We start from the raw sequence: 20,584 nt of genomic DNA, 5'->3' as shown, positions 1-20,584 counted from the left end.
GTGTGTCACTGTCGATGAAACGCTTTATCCTGGTGAAAGGCCTTATTTTTTCCAGAGATGCAATCTTCACTCCGAAAAGTTTCTAAGAGTCCAGTAAGGACCTTTCGGAAGAGGATTCATGAACGTTTGGTTCTGGTTAAAGAAGTTAGTTTGGCTATTGCTTGTTGCAGTGATCAGTGGATGTACACTGGATGCGCAGCTTATGTTTGGGGCTCTAGATAGTTCAAGTCTTCTTCCTGCCGTGTATGGCCCCGATATTAAAGAGGGATCCCACAGTTCCACTTTCGAATGGCGTATCGAAAGTATTGAAGATTTAGATATTTCAAATGTTCACCTCCAGGGCGCGGATACTTCTGGCTGTTTGCCGGTCTTAGTCTCACTTTCAGCGAGTGTCCATTTAGTGCGAGTCTCTGGATGCTCCGGAAATGGGTTCATTTATCTTCAGATTTCACGCTCTGATATGGCGCTGACTTCAGGCGAAGCTAAAGTTGTAAACTCTAAGGTTAAAGTAAATGTCGGGAGTGTTACGCCCGCGTCGGGCGGATCGTCTACCAGTTTTTATTGGCCAGTAAAAATAGAAGATGCGGCGGAGATTAATTTAGCGGTTTCCCATGTCAGCTTTATTGGAAATGCTCTGGGGTGCGCGCCGACGATTGAAAGTGTGGATGCCATTAACAAAAGAGTGCGAGTGACAGGGTGTCTTTGGAATGGCTCCTTGGCGTTGAAACTCGCTCCTGGAATTGCTAAAGACACCGATGGCGTTGAAACTTCAGAAATTATCTCGACATCCTTATTCCATCTAATTAACTCGTATGAAATATCCTTCGTCGACAAGGCTGAGACGATAGCGAATAAGGACAATCATGTGTCTTCTCAAAGCTTCAACTTGAAATCCGTGGCCCTTCCTGCGGAGGTGGTCGTGGAATATTCTGTGACATCGGCGTCGACAGATGTTTCTGAGTTTACACCGCTCAAAGGCAGTGTGACCTTGCCTGCAGGGACAACGACAGGCGTAATTTCCCTAGATTTTTTAGGGAATTTCGCAGCGGCAGGATCGCGAAAGTTACAGATATCTATTGATAAACTATCCCCAGGCCCCTTCGCTTTGGGAATGACTTCGGTTCGAAGAACACTTTTAGATAATACTCAAGACAATAAGTTTAGTTTTGTTTCGACAGCACCTGGGAATCGATGTGCCATCACAATGGGCGGGAATCTCTACTGCTGGGGAGTCAATACAAACGGGGATTTGGGAAACGGGACTACCGTAAGTTCAAACTCGTTGGTGTTAGTCGATTCGCCAGTGAAATACAAAATGGTTTCTGTTTCAGGATCAGGAGCTACGTGTGCCGTCACCACCGGAAATGTGTTGAAGTGCTGGGGGAAAGGTATCCACGCTACGAACTTGTTACCTCAAGTTATAGATACCGAAGTAACTTGGGTCTCGGTTCCAGCCCTTTATAATAACTCTAGCAAGATCAGTATTTACTGTTATCAGAAAGAATCCTCTACTCCGGCTTTGACGGGATTGTGGTGTAAGAAAGATGGTGCGAATCCACCAGTGCAAATTAATAATACGGTGTACTCAAAGTTCGTATCAGGTGGCGAATGGGACTATTCGCATTCTTACTGTGGAATCAGATCTTCCGATCAAAAATTAGAATGCTGGGGGCTTGGCAGAAGTGGTATACTGGGAAATGGCCTCGTAGGTGACGGAAGTTGGAACGACCCTCAAGCTATTGACTCTGGCAGTAGCTATATTGATGTTTCCTTATCACAAGGACTTGCGGCCTGCGGTTTGACGACCACGAATCAATTAAAATGCTGGGGATTATTAGGTCACGACATGACGGCAACTCTCACGCCGACGGTTCAAACTGCAGATGTGTCGCCTTCGCCACTAAAAAAACTTGGTGTTTTACGTCATAGTCCGGGGGCTACGCAGAGAATTGGAGTTTGTGGGCTCCGCTTGAACAATACTTTGTGGTGTAACGGATATAACTCGACGAGCGGGTCGGGGCTAAGTTTGGGATACGGTCTTTTTGACGAAAATACTACCTACCAGTCTGTATCGCATAGTATTGATAAAAGTTGCGGAATAACCTCTGACGGCATTCTAAAATGTTGGACGAGCTCTGTGATAAGAAAAACTCTTGGCGCTGTGGCCGCTGACAGTGGCGTTCCTTATATAGATTCAAATTTGAGATATAGGAAAGTCTCTTCAGGGTCCCATCATAATTGTGCCATCACGGAAGATGGAGATCTTCAATGCTGGGGTTTAACTTATGGTACTACCTTTGGGGCAGCGATTGGTGAAATTGCGCGCTCTCGGCCTCTGTCTGTAGATTCAGGAACAAAGTATAAAGACATTTCCTTTGGTGGAAATAGTGATCAGTTCTCTGGAGGTTGTGCTGTGACCATCCAAGGATATTTAAAGTGCTGGGGAGCCGGTGGGCTGGGACCGGTTTCTACCACGCAGATAATCCAGGTTGTGGATACCTCTAGAAAATATCATTCTGTGTCCGTGACCCCCATGGACTCGGCAAAAACAGCCTGTGCACTGACGAATGAAAATAAATTGTACTGTTGGGGAGCGAACGCTTCCGGTCAAGTGGGTGATGGAACGAACACCACACGACCTAGTCCAACTCTTATTGCGGGTGGAATGGATTTTATCAAGGTGACGATGGGAAGTCAGTTTGGGTGCGCCTTGACTCCGACAGGGGAAGCCTATTGCTGGGGAGCCAACACTAGCGGCCAGCTCGGTATCGGAACAAACGTAGCTAGTAATACGCCCGTGCGGGTGTCTTTACCCACGGGAGTGACGTTTAAAAATATTCAAGCCGGTGGCAATCATGTCTGCGCCATTTCTGATTTGGACCGAGTGTATTGCTGGGGCTCTAATTCGGGCGGAATTCTGGGTATTGGAACCTCTACGGGGACGAAAACATCGCCTGAGCTGATAAATGATTCTGCGACCTATACCTTCTTGGGTGCTCGTGGAATAAAAACTTGTGGAATCACCACCAATCAGGTTGTGAAGTGTTGGGGCGGCAATATCGCTACTTCTCCAAAAGATATGCAATTGACGGGGACTTATAATTTTCTCTCCGTAGGAGACACCCATATATGCGGCACGGTGCCGGATCCTTTAGATCTGGAAGTAGGAAGAGTGAAATGTTGGGGAGATAACTCTTATGGTCAGTCTGGAAGGGGTGAGTACCTTTGGTATCCCACCGTGGTGCTGCCTCCCGAGATTTGATTTTTATATAAATCCGCCTGCCTAAAGCGTTGACTTCAAAGGGGCGCGCTTTAGGATGAATTTATGACGCGTTTTTCAAGAATGAAGTTTTCGCAGAAGATCTTTTTAGCCATCTTTGGCACAGCTTCATTCTCGGCCCTGATTCTGTGTCTTTCGCTTTATGCGACCCTTTCCCGCTATCAATCCAGTGATTTTGAAGACAGTTACGTCGATCATATGAATCTTTTTGGTAAAGCTTTAGGGCGTATTGAAGCGGCTCAAGCGCGTATTGCTCTGAATGCGGCTAAAGCTGTGGAGCTTCGTGATCAAGACGTTAAAGGAAAGTGGACGAATAAAGATCTCCGAGCCTTAGCTGATGAACTGGGTGTCAGCGAAGTGAACGTTTTCAATCAAGATGGCAAAGCCATGGCTTATTCCGATGATTTGCCGGAACCTTTATTTGCAGAATTCCCGGATTTACTCTCGATCAACTCACTTGTTTATCAAACCCATCTTTTGCGCGACTCTGACTCCAAGGTTCGCCATCACACGATTCTGCGCACGAAAGATTTGAATCGGTATATTGAGGCGGCGCTTTATTTTGATGCCGTGACACTGCTTTTGAAGGAAATGGCCGAACACGATGTGGATAATCTTGTTATCGAAATGTTCGGGCCCGACAGTAAAAGTTTAGGGCGCATTCAAAAAGAGGACTTTACCGAAACTTTGGATCTTTCAAAAGCTTTGAGTCTGAAGGACGGGGCTCATTGGGATCAAGGGCGGCTGATTGTTTTAGCTTCTTCAACAAACGCGAATCAAAAAACCTATCGTCTGGCAGCGGTGATATCAGATCGGTTCTTGCGACAAGGTTTACAGAAGATTCAAATGACCTTGGCAGTTGCCGCCCTTATTTTAATTTTGATTTCTTGGGTTCTGTCGCAGGCTTTAACTAACACTTTATTGGCGAAGGTAGAATCTATCCGTTCGTTGCTGTCGCGAATCACGCAGGACCAAGATTATTCAAAACGTGTATCTATTGTTGAAAAATCAAAAGACGAGTTGGACGAACTGGGCGGAAATCTGAATCATATGTTAGAGACTTTGCAAGCTCATCAGTTTCAGCTTCTAGGGGCGGAACGCGATAAGGCGCGCGCACAAATCGCGGCGCAAGTCGCTCACGATATTCGCAGTCCGCTGATGAGTATGAATATGGCGCTCAGCCAAATCGAGAGTCCGCAAAAAGAGTCGTTAGCGATCATCAAAAGTGCCGTCGCACGGGTGGCAGGTATCGTACAAAAGCTGTCTTCTTTGTCGGCCAAACCCGATGAGTCCGCTAAAACGGAAGAGCCGAAATTAACATTGATGGAGCCCTTGATCGCAACGGTCGTGAATGAACATCGCGTGCGTAAGGCCGATCACCAAACTTTGAAATTTACAGGGATGAGCGCGACTCCGCATCTTTGGAGTGTAGTTCAAGTGAACGAAATCCAAACCGCTCTTTCCAATATGATTAATAACTCCTTTGAGGCGGGAGCGACCGAAGTGCATCTGACTCTTTCCGAACAGCCAAAAGCTTGGACGCTGGAAGTGAAAGACAATGGCAAAGGTATTCCGTCGGCAATTATCGATAAGATTTTTGAACGCAGCTTTACCTTTGGAAAGGCGGCGGGGACGGGGCTAGGACTCTTTCAAGCAAAAGCCGCCATCGAATGGAGTGGTGGAACTTTAGAGCTGCAATCAGAAGAAGGCAAAGGGACAACCTTTACTATTCGCATTCCTCGAGAGAAAACACCGGGTTGGCTTCCTTCCTTGATTGAATTGGCGAATGATCAAATTATTTGTTTCGTAGATGACGACGCCCAAATTTTAGAAAGCTGGAAAGCCAAGGCTCAAGCTGCCTCCCTAAAACAGGCTCATTTCTTTGAAAGTATCGAAGCATTGGAAAAGGCTTTCCCACTATCTGATTGGCCCCCAACAGCATTGCTGGTGATTGATCAGAATTTAAGTGAGACTAAAAAAGGGCTTGAGGTGATGAGTGCTTTGGCTATCGGCAAAAGAGCTTATCTATGCACCACGGATTTTGACGAAAAGTGGATTCAAGATCAAGTGCGCAAAATCAATGGCTTCCTGATTCCGAAATTATTAGTCAGTCAGTTTGAAATTAAAGTGAGAGGTTCCTAATGCGTGTTTTGATTGTGGATGACGAAACGCTAGTAAGAAAAACCATGCAATCACAGATCGAATCCCCGCATGTGGTTTCGCTCGCGGATTCCATGGAAGAAGCCTTAGACATCTTAGATAAGCAGGTGATTGATCTTGCTTTTGTAGATCTCTCTTTAGATGAGTCCACCGATCGTATTGGTTTGCAGTTGATTCAAGAAATCGCCAAAAGCCACCCAACGACAGTTGTTGTAGCGATGACGGGTCATGACGAAGGCCCTCTTGTTGAAACGTGTATGAAGGCTGGGGCCGTCGATTATCTTCTAAAACCTTTCGATCGCACCACCCTGACTCAAGTTCTGCGCAAAGCTCCGGTGTTGCATCGTCTGCTTCGTCGGAACCAAACTTTGAAACATCAAGCAGGGGCAAAACTGGTTCAGCACATCAATCTCTACACAAAATCACCGGCCTTTAAAGCTGTCCTAGATACCGCTAAAAAAATCCGTGGCGCCAATCAGTCAATCTTGATCCGCGGGGAGAGTGGATCTGGTAAAGAGATCATGGCGCAATATCTGTGGAGTCTTGAAAACGACAGCTCACGTCCTTTTATCGCCGTGAATTGCGGAGCTATTTCGGGGCAGCTCGCAGAGTCGGAACTCTTCGGTCACAAAAAGGGTGCTTTCACGGGAGCGACGGAAAGTCGCTCGGGGAAGTTTGAAAGTGCAGACGGTGGAGATATTTTCCTAGATGAGTTAGCTACTTTGAATATGGACATTCAAGTAAAGCTGTTGCGAGTTCTTAGTAGTGGCGACATTTATCCAGTAGGGCAAGACGTCGGTAAGAAAATAAATTGCCGTACTATTGCTGCTACGAATGAAAATCTAGAGGAACTTATCAAAGAGAAAAAGTTCCGCGAGGATCTGTTCTTTAGAATTAAAAACTTCACGATCACTCTTCCGCCATTGCGTGAACGCAAAGAAGACATTTTAGATTTAGCTCACGAGTTTTTACGAAAAGGGAACTACGGTGATAAACACTTTAGCTCTCAAGCGGAGGCTTTGCTCTTAAGCTATTCTTGGCCAGGAAATATCCGTGAATTAAAGTCTGCCGTCGAAGTGGCATCTGTACTTGCAGATGGCAGTGAATTGCAGCCTAGTGATATTACGCCTCACTTGGTTCAGTCTGCTCCGGTGTATGAAGAAGTTCTTAAAAATCATTCGATCACTGAAATCGACGAAAAGGCTTTAGAAGGGCGCTTCAGTCACTTGGTTTCCGAATTTGAATTAAAACTGATCGACTTTGCTATGCAGAAAAAAGGCTCTGAGTCGGCAGCGGCTCGTTATCTGGGAATTCCAAGAAGTACTTTAGGGGACTTGCGTCGTCGTTTGGCGGGAATTAAGAAATAAAGTTTTTAAAGACCTCTTTTTTGAATTGGAGGTCTTTCTTCCACTCTTTGCTTGAGCGTAGGCAAAGAGTTATTCTTTATCTTTTGTTTTTATATACGCTTCGAGAAGCCACTTACGAAGGTGCTTCAGGTAATAATCTTTCATTCCGAAAAACACGAAATGATTCAAATAGCCTTCGCCGGATTTATTGGGTTCGTTGAAGTTCACCGTTCCAATAATCTCAGGCGTATCGAGTTCTTCGGGACGCCATAGGATAAACTCTCTAAAGGCTCCGATGCTGATGGCGCGATAGTATTTTAAGACTAAGCCCGCTTCGGAAATCTGCGTGATCTGAACAGGGTTGGCTACTTTCAGAGCGCCAGAGTCTTTTACGCTCCCCAGTGTAGTGGCTTCTTTGTTCAGAAGGTGCGGATTTAAGCACAGTGTCTTTTTTAAGATGTATGACTTATCTAGGGGAGTGAAATAGATCTCTTTCACCCATTCAGATAAGTCTTTCATCACTTCGAAGCTCAGTTTTCGTTTTGAAACCAAATAAAGATCTGGGAAGTTCTGCAGTTGAACCCCGTGTTTGGCGGCGCGATCGGTAAGATATTGCTGAATTTGTTCCCAGCGCTTCTTTTTTTCGATATCAAAGATTTCATAGTTTGCAAAAACCATATCGAAAGTTTCTGGAAGCTGCTGGCGGTGAACAGTGTCTTTATCAGACAGATCAGAAAGAAGCTGGCCTAGTAAAGAGTATTGGAAAACTTCCGCGTTCTTAAACTTATCCGTGAAGAAGTTTTTGACCTCAAGACCTAAAGCGGCGTCTTCATCTAAAATTAGAATTCGTGTCTGACGTCCATGAGTATTTAAAAGTTCCGTTGTTTGATGAGCTTTATCCTGAAGAATATTTCTTCGGACCTGGCTGACCTGCTTGTTGTCGGCGCCAAAAAAGTGAAACTCGCAAAGAAAGTCTTTGTCGCTCACGGGTTTACAGGATTTGCAATAAGCAAGAACGCTCTTGATATTGCCAGAGGTGAAGGAGTCACTGTAATACTTCGTCATGGCCCCGATTTTAATCTCGTGATTATTCATTGTCGTAAATCCGATTTCAGAAATCGAATTCAGTGAAACCTCTTTCAGCATTTCAATGGTGGAGCTGATGTTCATCGAGGCTACGGTCGTTGAAGTGACCGGGTGGTGGCCTGTCAGTGCATATTCTAAATGCTGCTTTAAGATAAGCTTATCAAAGGGCTTGAAGATGACGTTATTGATAATGCGCTCTTCGGCCAAGGCGATATTAAAGTCTGGGCTATCAAAAGCCGTCAGAATCAGGGCCGTGGGTTCTTGCTCTGAGCACATTTTCTTACGTATAAAAAAATCACGGGCCCGTTTTATCAGGCCCATGTTTTGTATTCCTAGGAATTCATTTTTTGCGATGACCAAACGAAGTTCGTGTGTTGCTGCCGGAGAGACGTCTTCACTTGTGTCGTCTTTGTGTTTGCGGCCTCCCGGGGCTAACGCCAAGGGGCCTGCGGTCAGCGCGGTTTTAAGCCATTCGTGAAACTCTGAAAGGTTGAGGAAGAAGCGAATATGGAGCTTGGGATCTATACTTTTTAAGGTGTCGAATAGATCCTTCTGGATACGTTCATCATCTTCGAGGACGTATATGAACTTCATACTTTTATTATATCTTGAAATGAGTCACGAAAGTAAAATTATTTTTAAGGGGACCGAAAAATAAAATAAACAGCTCCAATCAAACACAATCCAGCCCATAAGAAATCTAGCTTCAGTGATTGTTTCATATAGAGAACTGAAAAGCCGGCAAAGACGACCATGGTGATCACTTCTTGGATGATCTTGAGCTGTGGCAGGGTGAATTGAGTGTAGCCAATGCGATTGGCAGGCACTTGAAGCAGGTATTCAAAAAAAGCAATGCCCCAGCTGACAAGAATAGCCACCCATAAGGCGGATTCTTTGAAGGACTTCAAGTGTCCATACCAAGCAAAGGTCATGAATACATTTGAAAGAACTAAAAGACTGATTGGAAGGACGGCTTGGCTCATTATGAAGACCTTTGGTTATAAGCATGATTGCACAGCAAGCTTGCGATACGACGATACTCACTCAACAGATCCAAATGGATGGAACTTGTATTGATCGAAGAGTTCATTCCACGGTTCAATCGGCTGATGTGGTTTTCACGAAGAGTGATTTCTGTCTTCGCTAAATCACGTTTCAGTTGAATGGCTTCTTCTGAAAGTTCTTTGTTCTGATAGGCGTTAATAGCCATCGCCGCCACTTTCACCACTTGTTGGTGCATTTGGCAGATTTCCGACCAACCTTCGGTAGAGAACTCAAGCTTTAAGGCGTTCTTCTTGATGGCTAAAGCCAGGATGTTGATGTCAATCGCGTCAGCGGCTCTTTCTAAATCGCTAAGGAACATGATCATATTCATCACGTTCTGATGCACAACTGTGTTGGACTTGTTCGCATGGTCTAGAAGGAACATTTTGGTTTCGCGATATAAGAAATCGACTTTGTTGTCGCGATCTTTGATCGAATCGAAATCTTTAGGATCATTGGTCTCAAAAAGACGAATGGAATCTTTAATCATTCCTAAGACGATATCCGCTGTGCGCATGATTTCGCGATTTGCATAAGAAACGGCAAGGGCCGAGGATTGATAGTTATCAAGTTTTACAAACTCTGTCCCAAACTCTTCGGAAGCTTGTTTGGGGAACATTTTTTCGATCAGCTCTGCACCTTTGTTGATGAATGGGTAAAAGATCACCGCTGACAGAATATTGAAGATTAGGTGAGCATTGGCAATCTGTCGCGACGTGGTCGTGTCGAAAGTATTCAAGAAATCAATGAAGAGCTGAGTGAACGGATAAAAGATCACGACACTGATTGTTTTATAGAAAAAGTGCGCCCAAGCCACTTGGCGGCCGATATAATTACCGCCCGCTGCCGCAATCAAAGCGACTGACGTCGTTCCGATATTGGCTCCGTACACCCAAATCATCGCATCGTAGAACGTAATAGCTTTTACTGCAGCTAGGCTCATCGCAAGACCGATTGTTACGGCACTACTTTGAACAAAAGCACAGAATACAATAGAGATAAGTAGTGAGTATCCGGGATTGTCACGAACGTTTTGGAAGAGATCCGTCAATAATGGATTTTCCGCAAAGTGATGAGAAGACACCGAAATTAAATTCAAACCAAAGAACAAGAGGCCAAAGCCCATGAAAACCAAAGATAGATTTTTGAAAACAGTCTTTTTGGATTTAAAATAAAACGCAAACGCAATAGCAAAAACCGGAAGGGCATAAGAGCCCAAATCCAAAGAGATGAACTGAACCGTGAGTGTTGTACCGATGGCAGTACCAATGATCACGCCCATCACTTGGCGAAGATTGATCACGCGTGCCGAGCCTAAGCCCACAAGCATAGAGGTCACGGCGCCTGAACTTTGCATCAATGTAGTAAGAACAACGCCCGTAAGAATCGCGAGAAATTTACTTTGCGAAAGGCGATTCAAAAGAATCGTGATTTTCCCCGCCATTAATTTTTCTAAAGACGAAGAAGCCAGTCCCATCCCGTACAAGAAGAGAGCCACCCCGCTGATCAGGATGATGAAATAGGAGTTGTGCGTATCAATCATGATGTAGTTCCATTGTGCTCATTAAAGTGAATTAAGCTCCAAAAGAATAAGATTGTAGCAATGATACCAGGAATAAGGAAGCCCCAATACTGTGCGTGAAGATAAACGTAAGCAGATACAAGTGAACCTAGAATGAAAGACGAAATCAGTCCAACACGCATCCAGTTGGCGCGAATTTCATTCGTGCGTGGCTGAATTTTGTGAGAGCGCGTGATCACGCGCACAAGGCCAATTCCTAAGTCTGTTGTGATGCCAGTGAGGTGAGTCGTGCGAATAATGGCTCCGAATGCAGAAGTGACGGTGGCGTTTTGAATTCCGCAGGCCAAGCAAAGAGCAGCGAGTAAGATATAACCATGACGAGCCAAGGGAGCACCAAACTCACCAAAGACACCGAGATTTCCCAGAGTCGCCACCATGATGGTTAAGAAAAGAATCAAAAGCATCACAAAAGGATAAAGAGGTTTGCGACCTGTTTGAATGCGACGGTCGACGAAGAAAGCGGAAAGCATAGCTCCACCGATGAAGAAGCCAGGGACCGTCAACATTCCTAGGGACTGTATCCACTTTCCTTGCGCGGCCTCAGTGCCGATCAAAGTTCCAAAACCCGTGACATGAGAAACAAAGCGGTGACAGGCAAGGTATCCGCCCGTGTTGATGGCTCCTGCTTGAAAGGCCATCGAAAGCCAGATGGTGACGTTAGAGCGACTGAAGTGAGAAAGGGTTTGGTGATACGAGAACATTCTCAAAATAGAGTAAAACAACTCTTCTAAAAAGACAAAAGACCCCTATATACTTAGACCTAAGAAAGAGGAAAGACTCATGACAGCCAAAACACCGGTTTTAGTCGTTGCAGCGGTGATCCGCCGTTTTGCTGACGCGGAAAAGAGAATTCTGATCGTGCGCCGGGGTCCAGAGCAAAGTGGCGCCGGTTTTTGGGAGTTTCCTGGTGGCAAAGTGGAATTGGGCGAGTCTCCTGAACAAGCTTTGCAGCGTGAGATCGATGAGGAGCTAGGGATCTCTATCCGCGTAGGAGAATTCATTGGTGAAGCTGACTTTTCTTATCCCACAAAGCTCATACGTCTTCGTTTGTACTGGGCCGAAACCTTGCAAAGTGATTTGGTGCTGACAGAACATGACGCCTTTAAATGGTGTCTGCCTCATGAAATCAAAGTCGATGAGCTTTCCGAAGCGGATCGACCTTTTGTTGAGAAGATCTTAGGGAAGTAAGTAAGAGCGCTCTTCCGGAGTCGGAAGGCGACAGAACTCTCTTTCGCCAAACCACTTGTAGCGATTTTTTGCGACGTATTTGTAAATGAGATCACGCAAAGGTCCTGGAATGATCATAGCCAGGGAGAAGATTCTAAAAAAGCCTCCCAGTCCCGATAAAATTTTAATGACCGCAGCGGAGCGACGATAGATCTTGCCTTTCTCAAAGTAGATCACTGTATCAAGATCAGTCCGGTCTTGCGCGGGCAGAAGTTCTTCAGCCGTGCTTCCTTGAAGGGGGGCAAAAAGGAAAAGATGAGTTTTATCGCGACTGATCACAGCGTCGACAAAACCATTACAAAGGTGGCAAACACCATCAAAAAAGACAACGTTTCGCATTTTTAAATCCACCTTTTCCATAGCAATTCCAGGCTACAGTCTTTATAATGAAACTTCAAGTTGAGGAGTCCTGTTCATGGAAGTCTTTTTATTTCCTCTAGTCAACGTCACTTTGTTTCCGCGAACGACGAAGCCTCTCAATATTTTTGAACCTCGTTATCTTTCCATGATTAAAGAAGCCGTGGCCACACAGACGCCCGTTGCCTTGGGTTTTATCGAAGACCCGTCAAAGGTCGCGTCAGTTCGTCCGGGTGAAAACGTCCCTTTTGTTCGCGAAATTGCGGGATATGGATATGCGCAAATCGTGGAGGAAAGATTAAACGGGACTCTTTTGGTCTTTTTGCAAGGGCAAGGCAAGTTACGTTTAGGCAAGGTCCTTGATCGCGGCACTCCCTACATCATTTGTGAGGGCCACATCATTCCTGAAAAAACAGTTCTTGAACCGAATTATCAGACAGAACTCAACGCCATTCATCGCATTCTTGTGCGTTGGATACAGACGCACATCCCAGACCCGCAGCAACGAGACATCTTCATGCGCAATCTTGTGCATCCCGAAGAGATCATTGGAAGCTTCGCTTCTTATCTGGTGCGTGATTACGATTTGCAGCAGATGGTGCTCGAATATGACGACATCAACGAGAAGGTGCATTTTCTGCACCGTCTGATTGAGTCCAACGAGCTTACGACTTAACTGGGCTCGCTTCTAAATTATCTAAGTGCACAGTCTCTGCACGAACAAAGAAAACCCACTGAAGCAAAATCACCCACACTGAGTGTGCTAGCGCGAGATGCACAATCTTCATCCAAACCGGTGCGTGCAAAAGTAAAGTCAGGATTCCAAACACGATGGCTGTGATCAGCGCTAAGCTCATTTGGTAAGAGCGACGTTCCACTAAAAGAGATTCAGCAGTTTGAGCTTTGATCCAGAAGAACAGGGCCAAACTTCCTCCACCTAAAAGGGCAAGCACCGGATGGAGGCCACGCAAGCGAACTAAAAAGTGAGAGTTCGAGTCAAAGTCGGCCAGCAAACCATCCCACAGATTTTCCGTCGGGAAGAGTGAGTTGGAAAGCGACGCCCAGGCACCGGTGATGCCAATGATGACAATAGCCCACGGCAAATAGCGATAGCGCTTATCTTCTTTTGAAGGCGCTTGCAGTTCTGATTGCAAAGTTGCCGCCGAAAAAGCCAGAGCTGCAGAGCCCGTCAGCATGAATGAATTCAATTGGTGAAGAGCCATGACGAAGGCGCGATAAGGTGTGTCGTTCGTAGTGACCAATCCAAACAGAACTAATTTTGCGCCTAGAAGAGCTTCGGTAATCGTAAAGATCAAAGTGGCGAAAGCCATTTTTCTAGCAAAATGAGTTTTAGGATAAATTTTGCGGGCCACCCACCAGAAGTAAATGACGACAAGGCCGTAAATACCCGACATCAAACGATGACCGTACTCCACCCAGGTTTTTCCGCGTTCTGCTTCGGGAATAAGTTGCCCGTGGCATAAAGGCCAGGTGTCTCCGCAACCATCACCTGAATGAGAAATGCGCACCCAAGCGCCCCAAAGAATCACCAAAATCGTGTAAAACAGAAGGCCAAATGCAAATTTCTTGAAAGTAGGTTTCGTCATAGAAAAAAGAAGTATCACGCCCCTAAAATGCGGTCAATCTCGAGGGGTGACGATTGACTTCCTGACAAGGAAAAGAGTTAAATAGGGCATGTCAGAAACATCAAAGTCCGCTCATCACCATCACCATCATTCACATGCCCATGGGCATCATCACCATCACTCTCATGGCGCTGTTATGGGTCGCATGAAATGGGCTTTGGCATTGAATTTAGGTTTTGCTTGTATCGAGCTTGTCGGTGGCTTGTGGACGAACAGTGTGGCGATCCTGAGTGATGCTTTGCACGACTTCGGTGATGCCTTAGCCGTGACACTGGCGATTGTTCTTGAAAAGTTCTCGCATAAGAAAAGTGATGGGAATTTTTCATACGGCTATAGACGTTTTTCCACCCTTGGAGCTTTGATTACGGGAATCATTTTGATTGTCGGGTCGATATTGATTTTGATCGAGTCCGTGCCCAGACTTTTGAATCCGCAACAGCCTCATACTGACGGAATGATTTTACTCGCCATTTTAGGTGTGAGCGTGAATGGTTTTGCCGCGTATCGAATTTCTAAGGGGGAATCCCTGAATGAAAAGATGTTGATGTGGCACATGATCGAAGACGTGATGGGGTGGGTTTTGGTACTAACCGGGGCCATCGTCATGAAGTTTTTCGATCTACCGCAGCTTGATGCCGGCATGGCGATCGCACTGGCTTTATGGATCATGTACAACGTCTTTAAGAATCTGCGTGAAGCTTTGAAAGTTTTTCTGATGGCATCGCCGACCAACATCGAAGTTGAACAAGTTGAGCAGGCGATTCGTAAAATCGAAAAAGTCCAGGACGTGCATCATGGTCATCTGTGGTCATTGGATGGAGAGAATCACATTTTCACGGGACATGTGGTCTTGGGTCCGGATGCGACTGTTTCAGATATGGAAATCGTAAAAACAAAAGTCAAAAAGCTGGTGAAGGATTTTGGGATCGTCGAAGCGACGATCGAAACCGAAGTCGCCGGTTTCACGTGTCTCGATCCGGAACATAAATAATAATGATGAAAGAATGTGCAGAGTTTCCGTCTCAGGACGGAACGTTTTAGTCGCAAAATTCTATTTATTCCCTCGGTTTAATAAAAGTTTTTCCTAATAAAGTCCGATAAGTACGTTAAGGAAACGTTAGGAAAAATTATGCGAAATACGGTACGTAACTCTGCAGGTAACGTTTTGTTACAAATCTTGGCGGCCACCGCTGTGATGAGTACCTCTTTTTATTTCCTCACCAACTACGTGATTGGCCAAAAAGAACAAGTCACTAAAACCGCGAACCTCGTGAATGTCCGCTTTGCGCTGAATAGCGCGATGGACTATGTGATTTTCGGTGTTCGTCAGAAGTATTGTTTTTCTAATGATGACATGCTCTTGGCTGAGCCTGCTGAAAAATGCAACCTCACGAACACGGGCAGCGTTGAACGTCTGATCATGTCGGTAGAGCAGGAAAACTTCATTCGTCAACTGCTCGCCAACGGTCAGAGTGTAGGGGATGTGGATCCCAATAACATTCGTTTAAAAACCATCGATCGTTATATCCGCGTGAGTGCTGCATCCACAAACCATCCTCTGTTTCCAGTATTACAAAGCTTGAAGATGGTGAAGGGTGCAGATGGAAAACCTGTAGCTATTGACGGTGTAGGGGTGAAGATCACCCGCGATGATAGCGCCTTTCTTCCGCGCTCCGGCCGTGAAGTGTACGCGACGATCACGGTTTTCTTGAAAACTCATCGTGACCAAACCGAGCCTATTCGTATAGGTAATAAAGATTTAAGCATCAGTTCTCAGATCGTAGTGTATCCACGCGAGGTGGGTTCATTTGCTCTGTTGGTTCCGAATGATTTGCATTTGGATTCAACTTGGGATGCGCAAATGGAAAAAGGCGATCTTTCAATTCATAAATTTAATAATCGTTCCGAGCTTGGAAACAGCCAAGGCTTGGTCTTTTTAAGTCCTGTCTTTGTGAATAAGAATATTCATATTGCCGTGGATAACGGTAGTGAAGAAACGGACCCTGGTGCCATTCAATATTCTGCCGTCACGTTTGCAGACCGCGTTTATCTTGGAAACGGTTGGGTGAAATCAAATGGTTCTAATTATACACCTAGAACGTCAGGTGGAATGAGCGACCGCTATTGGGCTGACGCTCGTACATTCGGGGGGTTCTTAAAGGGTATTGAAAATGATGGTGGTCTGGATTTAGGTCTTCACTATTTTGCGAAAATCTTATCAGGCACCGTGCCTAAAAGTGATTTGATGAGCCAGTGTATTGAGCTCACGAAAAAACAGTCAAGTCGTGAATACATGTATCAATCAAAGCTGGGCGTAACTCTGAACTCATCGGAAAACAACAATTTCGATTATCGCTTATTCCTGTCTAACGGGAACTATTTCAGTAAGCAAACGGATTCCTTGACTCTGAATAAGGACAATTGGGGCACAGGAACAGCAGAGCTGGTTTCTGATGACTACAATGACGCTGTCGTTAAGGTGCGCGTCGACATCGGTGATAAATGGGTTGAGGCTCAGATGCCGCGAGATGCGACATTGAAATTAAAAGTTCAAGTCGGATCCTCAACATATTACAACAGCCTCAAATCTGCGGTTTCGGCGAAAGAGTATGCACGCACTAGTGCCGTTGCCAAATATGATAAATTAGAGGATGACCTTGAGGCGGCACGCGCAAGTCTAGCGTCTTGGGAAACAAAGCTTGCCTCTGAAGAAGCAAAACCCGAGAAAAAAGCAAGTTCAGGTGGCGGAACAACCGCACCTTCCACGACTTCCACTTCCACTTCGACGAGTGGTGCAAGTGCTCCATCTAGCACAACAGAAACGGAGATGGCATCTACCTCGACGGAGTCATCTAGCAGTTCCTCTTCTTCAAGCAGCACGACGGTGACTGAAACGTCACCGTCCACGGAAGGCTCCACTTCAAGTGGTACTTCCAGTGGAGCGACTTCTGGTGGCAAAGTGGAATATCAAGACCCAGCGAAGATTGCTTACTATGAAGATCAGATTGAGGAAACCAAGAAAACCATCACGAGCCTTAACACTCAGTTGGTAGATCAGCAGAAGGTTGTTGAAGACGCCAACTATCAAGTGAGCGTCGCAAAAAGTGCGGTTTCAAACTACGAGTACTTGGTAGCAAACCCTCCTTATATTGAGATTGAAACTGACAAAGTAAAATCTTATTGGGGTTTTACATCTTACGATAAATTGGACTTCCAAGTGCGCGTTAAAAATGCGGGAAGTTTGATTGGAAAAGATGGTACCAAGATCGCTCCTGTCGTCGGAGTTCAGGCATACGACGGTACGTACTGGAGAAGTAATCCAATCGTGAATCCAGCCAATGCGAACCTTCTTGGCTATCTGAATTTTAAGTTTGATGGAACGACTTCGAACCTCAATCCTCCCAATGCGGTATCACGTACGCCTGCAAGTACGGCTGAAAGTTTAAATGAAGGTGGTACGGACTGGGCGAAACTTGCTGAAGACTGTGAAAATGCCCGTAATGCGCAATCCTCACAATCCTTCGGTGGTGCGGGTTGGAATACCAGCTTTGCTCCAAGCACAAGAACATCATGGAATTTTGCGGGTGGCGAAGAAGTGGGAAAAGACCCGGGCCTTCCAAGTCTTGAAATCGTAAATTCAACACGAAGTACAGCGACGTTCCAGGTTCGTTCTATCGTCGGTAAGTGTCTGATCGATTCAACATCTGACTTTGTCACAGGTTTCTTTGCTTGTGATGAATTGGAAATTGAAGCTCGCTCTAAACCTTTGCGCATCATTGGCACTTTCATCGTAGGAAAATTACGTTTACACCCGGATGCGATTCGTGCAGGGATCACGTGGAGTACTATCTATCATCCGCAATCGACCAAAGAATTGCGCGCTGCTGGAATCTTAAAATCCCTTTCCGGTGCGAATTGTAATAACCGCGTAGATCCTATCTGGCATCCAATTCCCTCGGTCCAGGGAGTCGCCGATCGTATGGCATGTAACACGATCAGCTTGAGAGCTAAAGCGGATCCGTTCCAATGGACATCGGTTGATCCAGATTGTGGTCTCGTATCAGGCGCATCGAATACGACATGTAAACGTCGTCTGGTGCGTTTCTTCGTGGCAGAACAGTCCCGCGAAGGAGGCTTATAATGAAAACATTGAATAACAAAGGTCAGACGCTGGTTGAAGCGATCGTGGGATTTGCACTATTAACGGTCGTTGGCACAGCCTTCGTAGGTGGTATGGCGCAGTTAAGAAAAACAACCGCGCAGACCGTGCAGCTTTCGTCATCGGATAAACAAATCAATGATATCGCAGAGAACATCAAGGCCGGCGTTGAAAACTATCAAGTGAACTTTGACTACGAGTCGGGAACATCTTCAGTGTTGGCTTTAGATAAATTGCCAATGGCGTGGGATACCGGACGCGTGGCTAAGCGCGAGGACTGTAAAGAGTGCGCAGGGACTTACGGATATACGATTCAACCTTATGAAGAATTCCGTGGTCTTTATAAAGTGACTTTACGCATGACTCACAAGTCATGGACAGAGCCATATAAAGATTACGTTTTCGTGGTGAGTGCAAAATGATGTTGATGAATAAAAAAGGCTTCACAGCCATAGAAGTTGCAATTGGTATTGGTGTGGTCGCGATCCTCACAACGGCCGTGCTTGCGACTCAGTTGATGGTCACTAAAGAGCAGGTGAAACTTCAAACCAAGCTTGAAGAGTCCATTGATACGAATTTGGCCGAACGGGTGGTCTTCTCTGACTTGAATGCGGTCGAGCCGTCTTACAATAATCTGACGGTGAAAGACGACCGGGGTCTTTCGTTCTTTGATTACTATCCGGATGTTCCAGCGAATATGCTTGGAAAAAAAGAAGACCTAGAAAGAAATATCACTCTCAAACTGGGTGGTCGTACGGAAATGTATATTCTTTTGCAAGACCTCAACGCCGGAGCGTTGATGAACTATGATCCGGTGGCGGCTTATGATATTGGAGCTGTACCGTCGGATTTCAACAAATCAGCAACGCTGTCTTTTTCTTCACTGAACAAAAGCAAGTGGGTCGAAAAACAAAGGCCTGCCTTTTGGGTTCGTGGAAGAGCTTTGATGTTAGATACGCCGGCGCGTTTGCGTCCTATTAAGACAGATGGTTCCGTTGATATGAAAATCGCTCCCCGCAGTCCGATTTTCATTGGATACGTCGATGGCAATGCTCTTAAAATCGATGCGACTATTAAAGGCCTTGTCGATCTTAAAGAGCCCGAGTCAGGAAGTACATTGGATACAGTGGATGAATTCTTGCGTGCTGCACCTTCTATTGGCGGGGGCCAGTCGATTGTGCGTATGCGTGCTGTTCGACTGATCCGTTATTTTCTAAAACCTCAAGAAGATGCCCGTTACGTTGGTAAGCCTGCCAATCTTTATAAATCTGTTTATGAAGATGGAAAATGGTCAGAGCCCTTCTTAATGGCCGATGCGGTGGCAGAATTTAATCTTCGCCGCGATTCAGTTTTGAAGAGAATGATTTATTTTAAAGTTAAGAAAATGGAAAAAAAGGACCCGACGAAGACCGCCGGTCTTTAAAGGTTTCAGGGGGAATTATGGGTACGTTATCAAAAAACAGTGTCGCTCTGGGGGCGCTTGTATTTTTCAGTATTCCGTCCTTGGCGGCTGATAAAGATTTTCCAATGTCGGTCAACTCGGCGACATCGGGTGACTCTGTCGTTTCGGCGCCAGCCTCAGGATTGGTGACGAGATCTGGTAAGACAGAAGTTATGATCAAAGTAAACAACTCGTGCTTCGGGACCAACCTTCGTGGTGTGGGAAATCCATTAGCCCCAAGCTCTATTATTCAAGCTAGTTTTGTTATGGTCATTGGTGGAAAAGAATATCCCATCACGGTTGAGTATCCAGCCATGTTAGTAACTGCTGCGGGCATGTCCGGCGGTGGATCTGTAGCTCCGATGTCTGCAGATAAGTTTTCTATTCCTGGTGGTGGATCTGCGGGAATTTTCGGAAACAGCGTTATCTTGAAAACGCCAATTCCAACCAGCGTTACCATTGATGACGAAGGTAACGTAACGGAAAAAGCAAAGGGTGATGTCTATCTGAAAAGTTATGCCTTCAACCAAGAGATCACTTCTTGTGGAGGTCCTGCCGTTTACGGTGCCTACGGGCACTCGTCAAGTCACGCAACTTATAACTGCGGTGACTACATGGGTAAGCCAGGCGCTCTTTCAGCCTCCTTCGGCGGTATCTCCGTGTCCTCTGATAAATCCAATATCGACATCAACGTTTCTTTCCCAGGACAAACAGGCTTCTGCGGTGGTTACTGGTCGCCGTTGATGGTGTTCTGGGATGATGAAAGACCGAAGTTTGATGCGATCAGTGATTTCCCTTTGAACCCATTCGGTAAAACGATGTGGCCAGAAGCAAAATCCCCAGGTTGGTTCGTGGCTTTGGATCGCGATAAGTCAGGTATGATTGATCAACGTAACGAGCTCTTTGGTGATAACGCAGACAAAGTGAATGGCTTTGAAGTCTTGAAGCAATTCGATTCGAACAAAGACGGCTTTATCGATAAAAAAGATAAAGAGTTTAAAAAGCTAGTTCTTTGGAATGATGCGAACGGCGATGGTATTTCGCAAAAAGAAGAAGTCGTGAAGCTTTCTGACAAGATCACGAAGATTTCTTTGAACTATGAAAAAGGTGTTGTGAGACCGATCGGCCGCTACGCCGAGGCTCGTGAAAGAGCGAAATTCTGGTACAAAGAAAAAGGCAAAGAGAAGCAAGGAGATATCGTGGATATCTGGCTTGCGCCAGCGGAAACAAAGCTGAGTCAAAGATAAGAAAAAGGC

Annotated in this window: 16 protein-coding genes; 10 read left to right on the top strand and 6 right to left on the bottom strand. The window is 45.6% G+C overall.

Annotation, left to right across the window (positions count from 1 at the left end; genetic code table 11):
• The first annotated feature begins 118 nt into the window (after nt 1–118).
• From ACLWBD_RS10045 to ACLWBD_RS10035, 3 genes are all read left to right on the top strand, one after another.
• Nucleotides 119–3,262, top strand: a complete 3,144-nt coding sequence (locus ACLWBD_RS10045) for a hypothetical protein (RefSeq protein ID WP_413568088.1) — start codon at nt 119–121, stop codon at nt 3,260–3,262.
• Nucleotides 3,263–3,325: 63 nt separating this feature from the next.
• Nucleotides 3,326–5,422, top strand: a complete 2,097-nt coding sequence (locus ACLWBD_RS10040; RefSeq protein WP_413568087.1) for a sensor histidine kinase — start codon at nt 3,326–3,328, stop codon at nt 5,420–5,422.
• Nucleotides 5,422–6,807 carry a sigma-54-dependent transcriptional regulator gene (locus tag ACLWBD_RS10035; RefSeq protein WP_413568086.1) on the top strand — a complete coding sequence of 462 codons (1,386 nt, stop codon included), beginning with the start codon at nt 5,422–5,424 and terminating at the stop codon, nt 6,805–6,807. Before ACLWBD_RS10040 ends, ACLWBD_RS10035 begins: the two co-directional genes overlap by 1 nt.
• Nucleotides 6,808–6,876: 69 nt before the next feature.
• Here the strand turns inward: ACLWBD_RS10035 and ACLWBD_RS10030 are convergent, their stop codons facing one another.
• The 4 genes from ACLWBD_RS10030 to ACLWBD_RS10015 are packed head-to-tail and all read right to left on the bottom strand — an operon-like array spanning nt 6,877 to nt 11,199.
• Nucleotides 6,877–8,466 (bottom strand): hypothetical protein, encoded by a 1,590-nt coding sequence (locus ACLWBD_RS10030; RefSeq protein WP_413568085.1) that lies wholly within the window; start codon nt 8,464–8,466, stop codon nt 6,877–6,879.
• Nucleotides 8,467–8,510: 44 nt separating this feature from the next.
• A complete protein-coding gene (locus ACLWBD_RS10025) occupies nt 8,511–8,855 on the bottom strand; it encodes a DMT family protein (RefSeq protein ID WP_413568084.1) in 345 nt (114 codons plus the stop codon).
• Nucleotides 8,855–10,459 carry a Na/Pi cotransporter family protein gene (locus ACLWBD_RS10020; RefSeq protein WP_063244435.1) on the bottom strand — a complete coding sequence of 535 codons (1,605 nt, stop codon included), beginning with the start codon at nt 10,457–10,459 and terminating at the stop codon, nt 8,855–8,857. Before ACLWBD_RS10020 ends, ACLWBD_RS10025 begins: the two co-directional genes overlap by 1 nt.
• Nucleotides 10,456–11,199, bottom strand: a complete 744-nt coding sequence (locus tag ACLWBD_RS10015) for a YoaK family protein (protein ID WP_063244436.1) — start codon at nt 11,197–11,199, stop codon at nt 10,456–10,458. Before ACLWBD_RS10015 ends, ACLWBD_RS10020 begins: the two co-directional genes overlap by 4 nt.
• Before the next feature lie 79 nt (nt 11,200–11,278).
• Between ACLWBD_RS10015 and ACLWBD_RS10010 the strand changes: the two genes are divergently transcribed.
• Entirely contained in the window at nt 11,279–11,686 is a 408-nt protein-coding gene (locus ACLWBD_RS10010) for a (deoxy)nucleoside triphosphate pyrophosphohydrolase (RefSeq protein ID WP_413568083.1), read from the top strand.
• On the opposite strand, the gene ACLWBD_RS10005 is transcribed toward ACLWBD_RS10010, so the two are convergent.
• The gene (locus tag ACLWBD_RS10005; protein WP_413568082.1) at nt 11,675–12,085 is read right to left on the bottom strand and encodes a thiol-disulfide oxidoreductase DCC family protein; all 411 of its coding nucleotides are present in this window, start codon (nt 12,083–12,085) and stop codon (nt 11,675–11,677) included. The genes ACLWBD_RS10010 and ACLWBD_RS10005 overlap by 12 nt on opposite strands.
• Nucleotides 12,086–12,140: 55 nt before the next feature.
• On the opposite strand from ACLWBD_RS10005, the gene ACLWBD_RS10000 reads away from it, so the two are divergent.
• A complete protein-coding gene (locus ACLWBD_RS10000) occupies nt 12,141–12,758 on the top strand; it encodes an LON peptidase substrate-binding domain-containing protein (RefSeq protein ID WP_063206767.1) in 618 nt (205 codons plus the stop codon).
• Here the strand turns inward: ACLWBD_RS10000 and ACLWBD_RS09995 are convergent.
• Nucleotides 12,748–13,689 (bottom strand): COX15/CtaA family protein, encoded by a 942-nt coding sequence (locus tag ACLWBD_RS09995; RefSeq protein WP_413568081.1) that lies wholly within the window; start codon nt 13,687–13,689, stop codon nt 12,748–12,750. The two genes, ACLWBD_RS10000 and ACLWBD_RS09995, sit on opposite strands and share 11 nt — an antisense overlap.
• An 88-nt stretch (nt 13,690–13,777) precedes the next feature.
• Between ACLWBD_RS09995 and ACLWBD_RS09990 the strand changes: the two genes are divergently transcribed.
• From ACLWBD_RS09990 to ACLWBD_RS09970, 5 genes are all read left to right on the top strand, one after another.
• Nucleotides 13,778–14,719 (top strand): cation diffusion facilitator family transporter, encoded by a 942-nt coding sequence (locus ACLWBD_RS09990; RefSeq protein WP_413568080.1) that lies wholly within the window; start codon nt 13,778–13,780, stop codon nt 14,717–14,719.
• Between the two features lie 138 nt (nt 14,720–14,857).
• A complete protein-coding gene (locus tag ACLWBD_RS09985) occupies nt 14,858–17,869 on the top strand; it encodes a hypothetical protein (RefSeq protein ID WP_413568079.1) in 3,012 nt (1,003 codons plus the stop codon).
• Nucleotides 17,869–18,309, top strand: a complete 441-nt coding sequence (locus ACLWBD_RS09980; RefSeq protein WP_063206776.1) for a hypothetical protein — start codon at nt 17,869–17,871, stop codon at nt 18,307–18,309. Before ACLWBD_RS09985 ends, ACLWBD_RS09980 begins: the two co-directional genes overlap by 1 nt.
• On the top strand, nt 18,306–19,310 hold the full coding sequence (locus ACLWBD_RS09975; protein ID WP_413568078.1) for a prepilin-type N-terminal cleavage/methylation domain-containing protein: 1,005 nt from the start codon (nt 18,306–18,308) through the stop codon (nt 19,308–19,310). The genes ACLWBD_RS09980 and ACLWBD_RS09975 overlap by 4 nt, the downstream gene beginning before the upstream one ends.
• A gap of 17 nt (nt 19,311–19,327) precedes the next feature.
• Nucleotides 19,328–20,575 (top strand): EF-hand domain-containing protein, encoded by a 1,248-nt coding sequence (locus ACLWBD_RS09970; RefSeq protein WP_413568077.1) that lies wholly within the window; start codon nt 19,328–19,330, stop codon nt 20,573–20,575.
• Nucleotides 20,576–20,584: the final 9 nt, after the last annotated feature.

The organism is Bdellovibrio sp. HCB117 (genome assembly GCF_047305915.1).
GTDB lineage: Bacteria > Bdellovibrionota > Bdellovibrionia > Bdellovibrionales > Bdellovibrionaceae > Bdellovibrio > Bdellovibrio bacteriovorus_B.
This window is presented reverse-complemented; position numbering and strand designations above follow the sequence as displayed.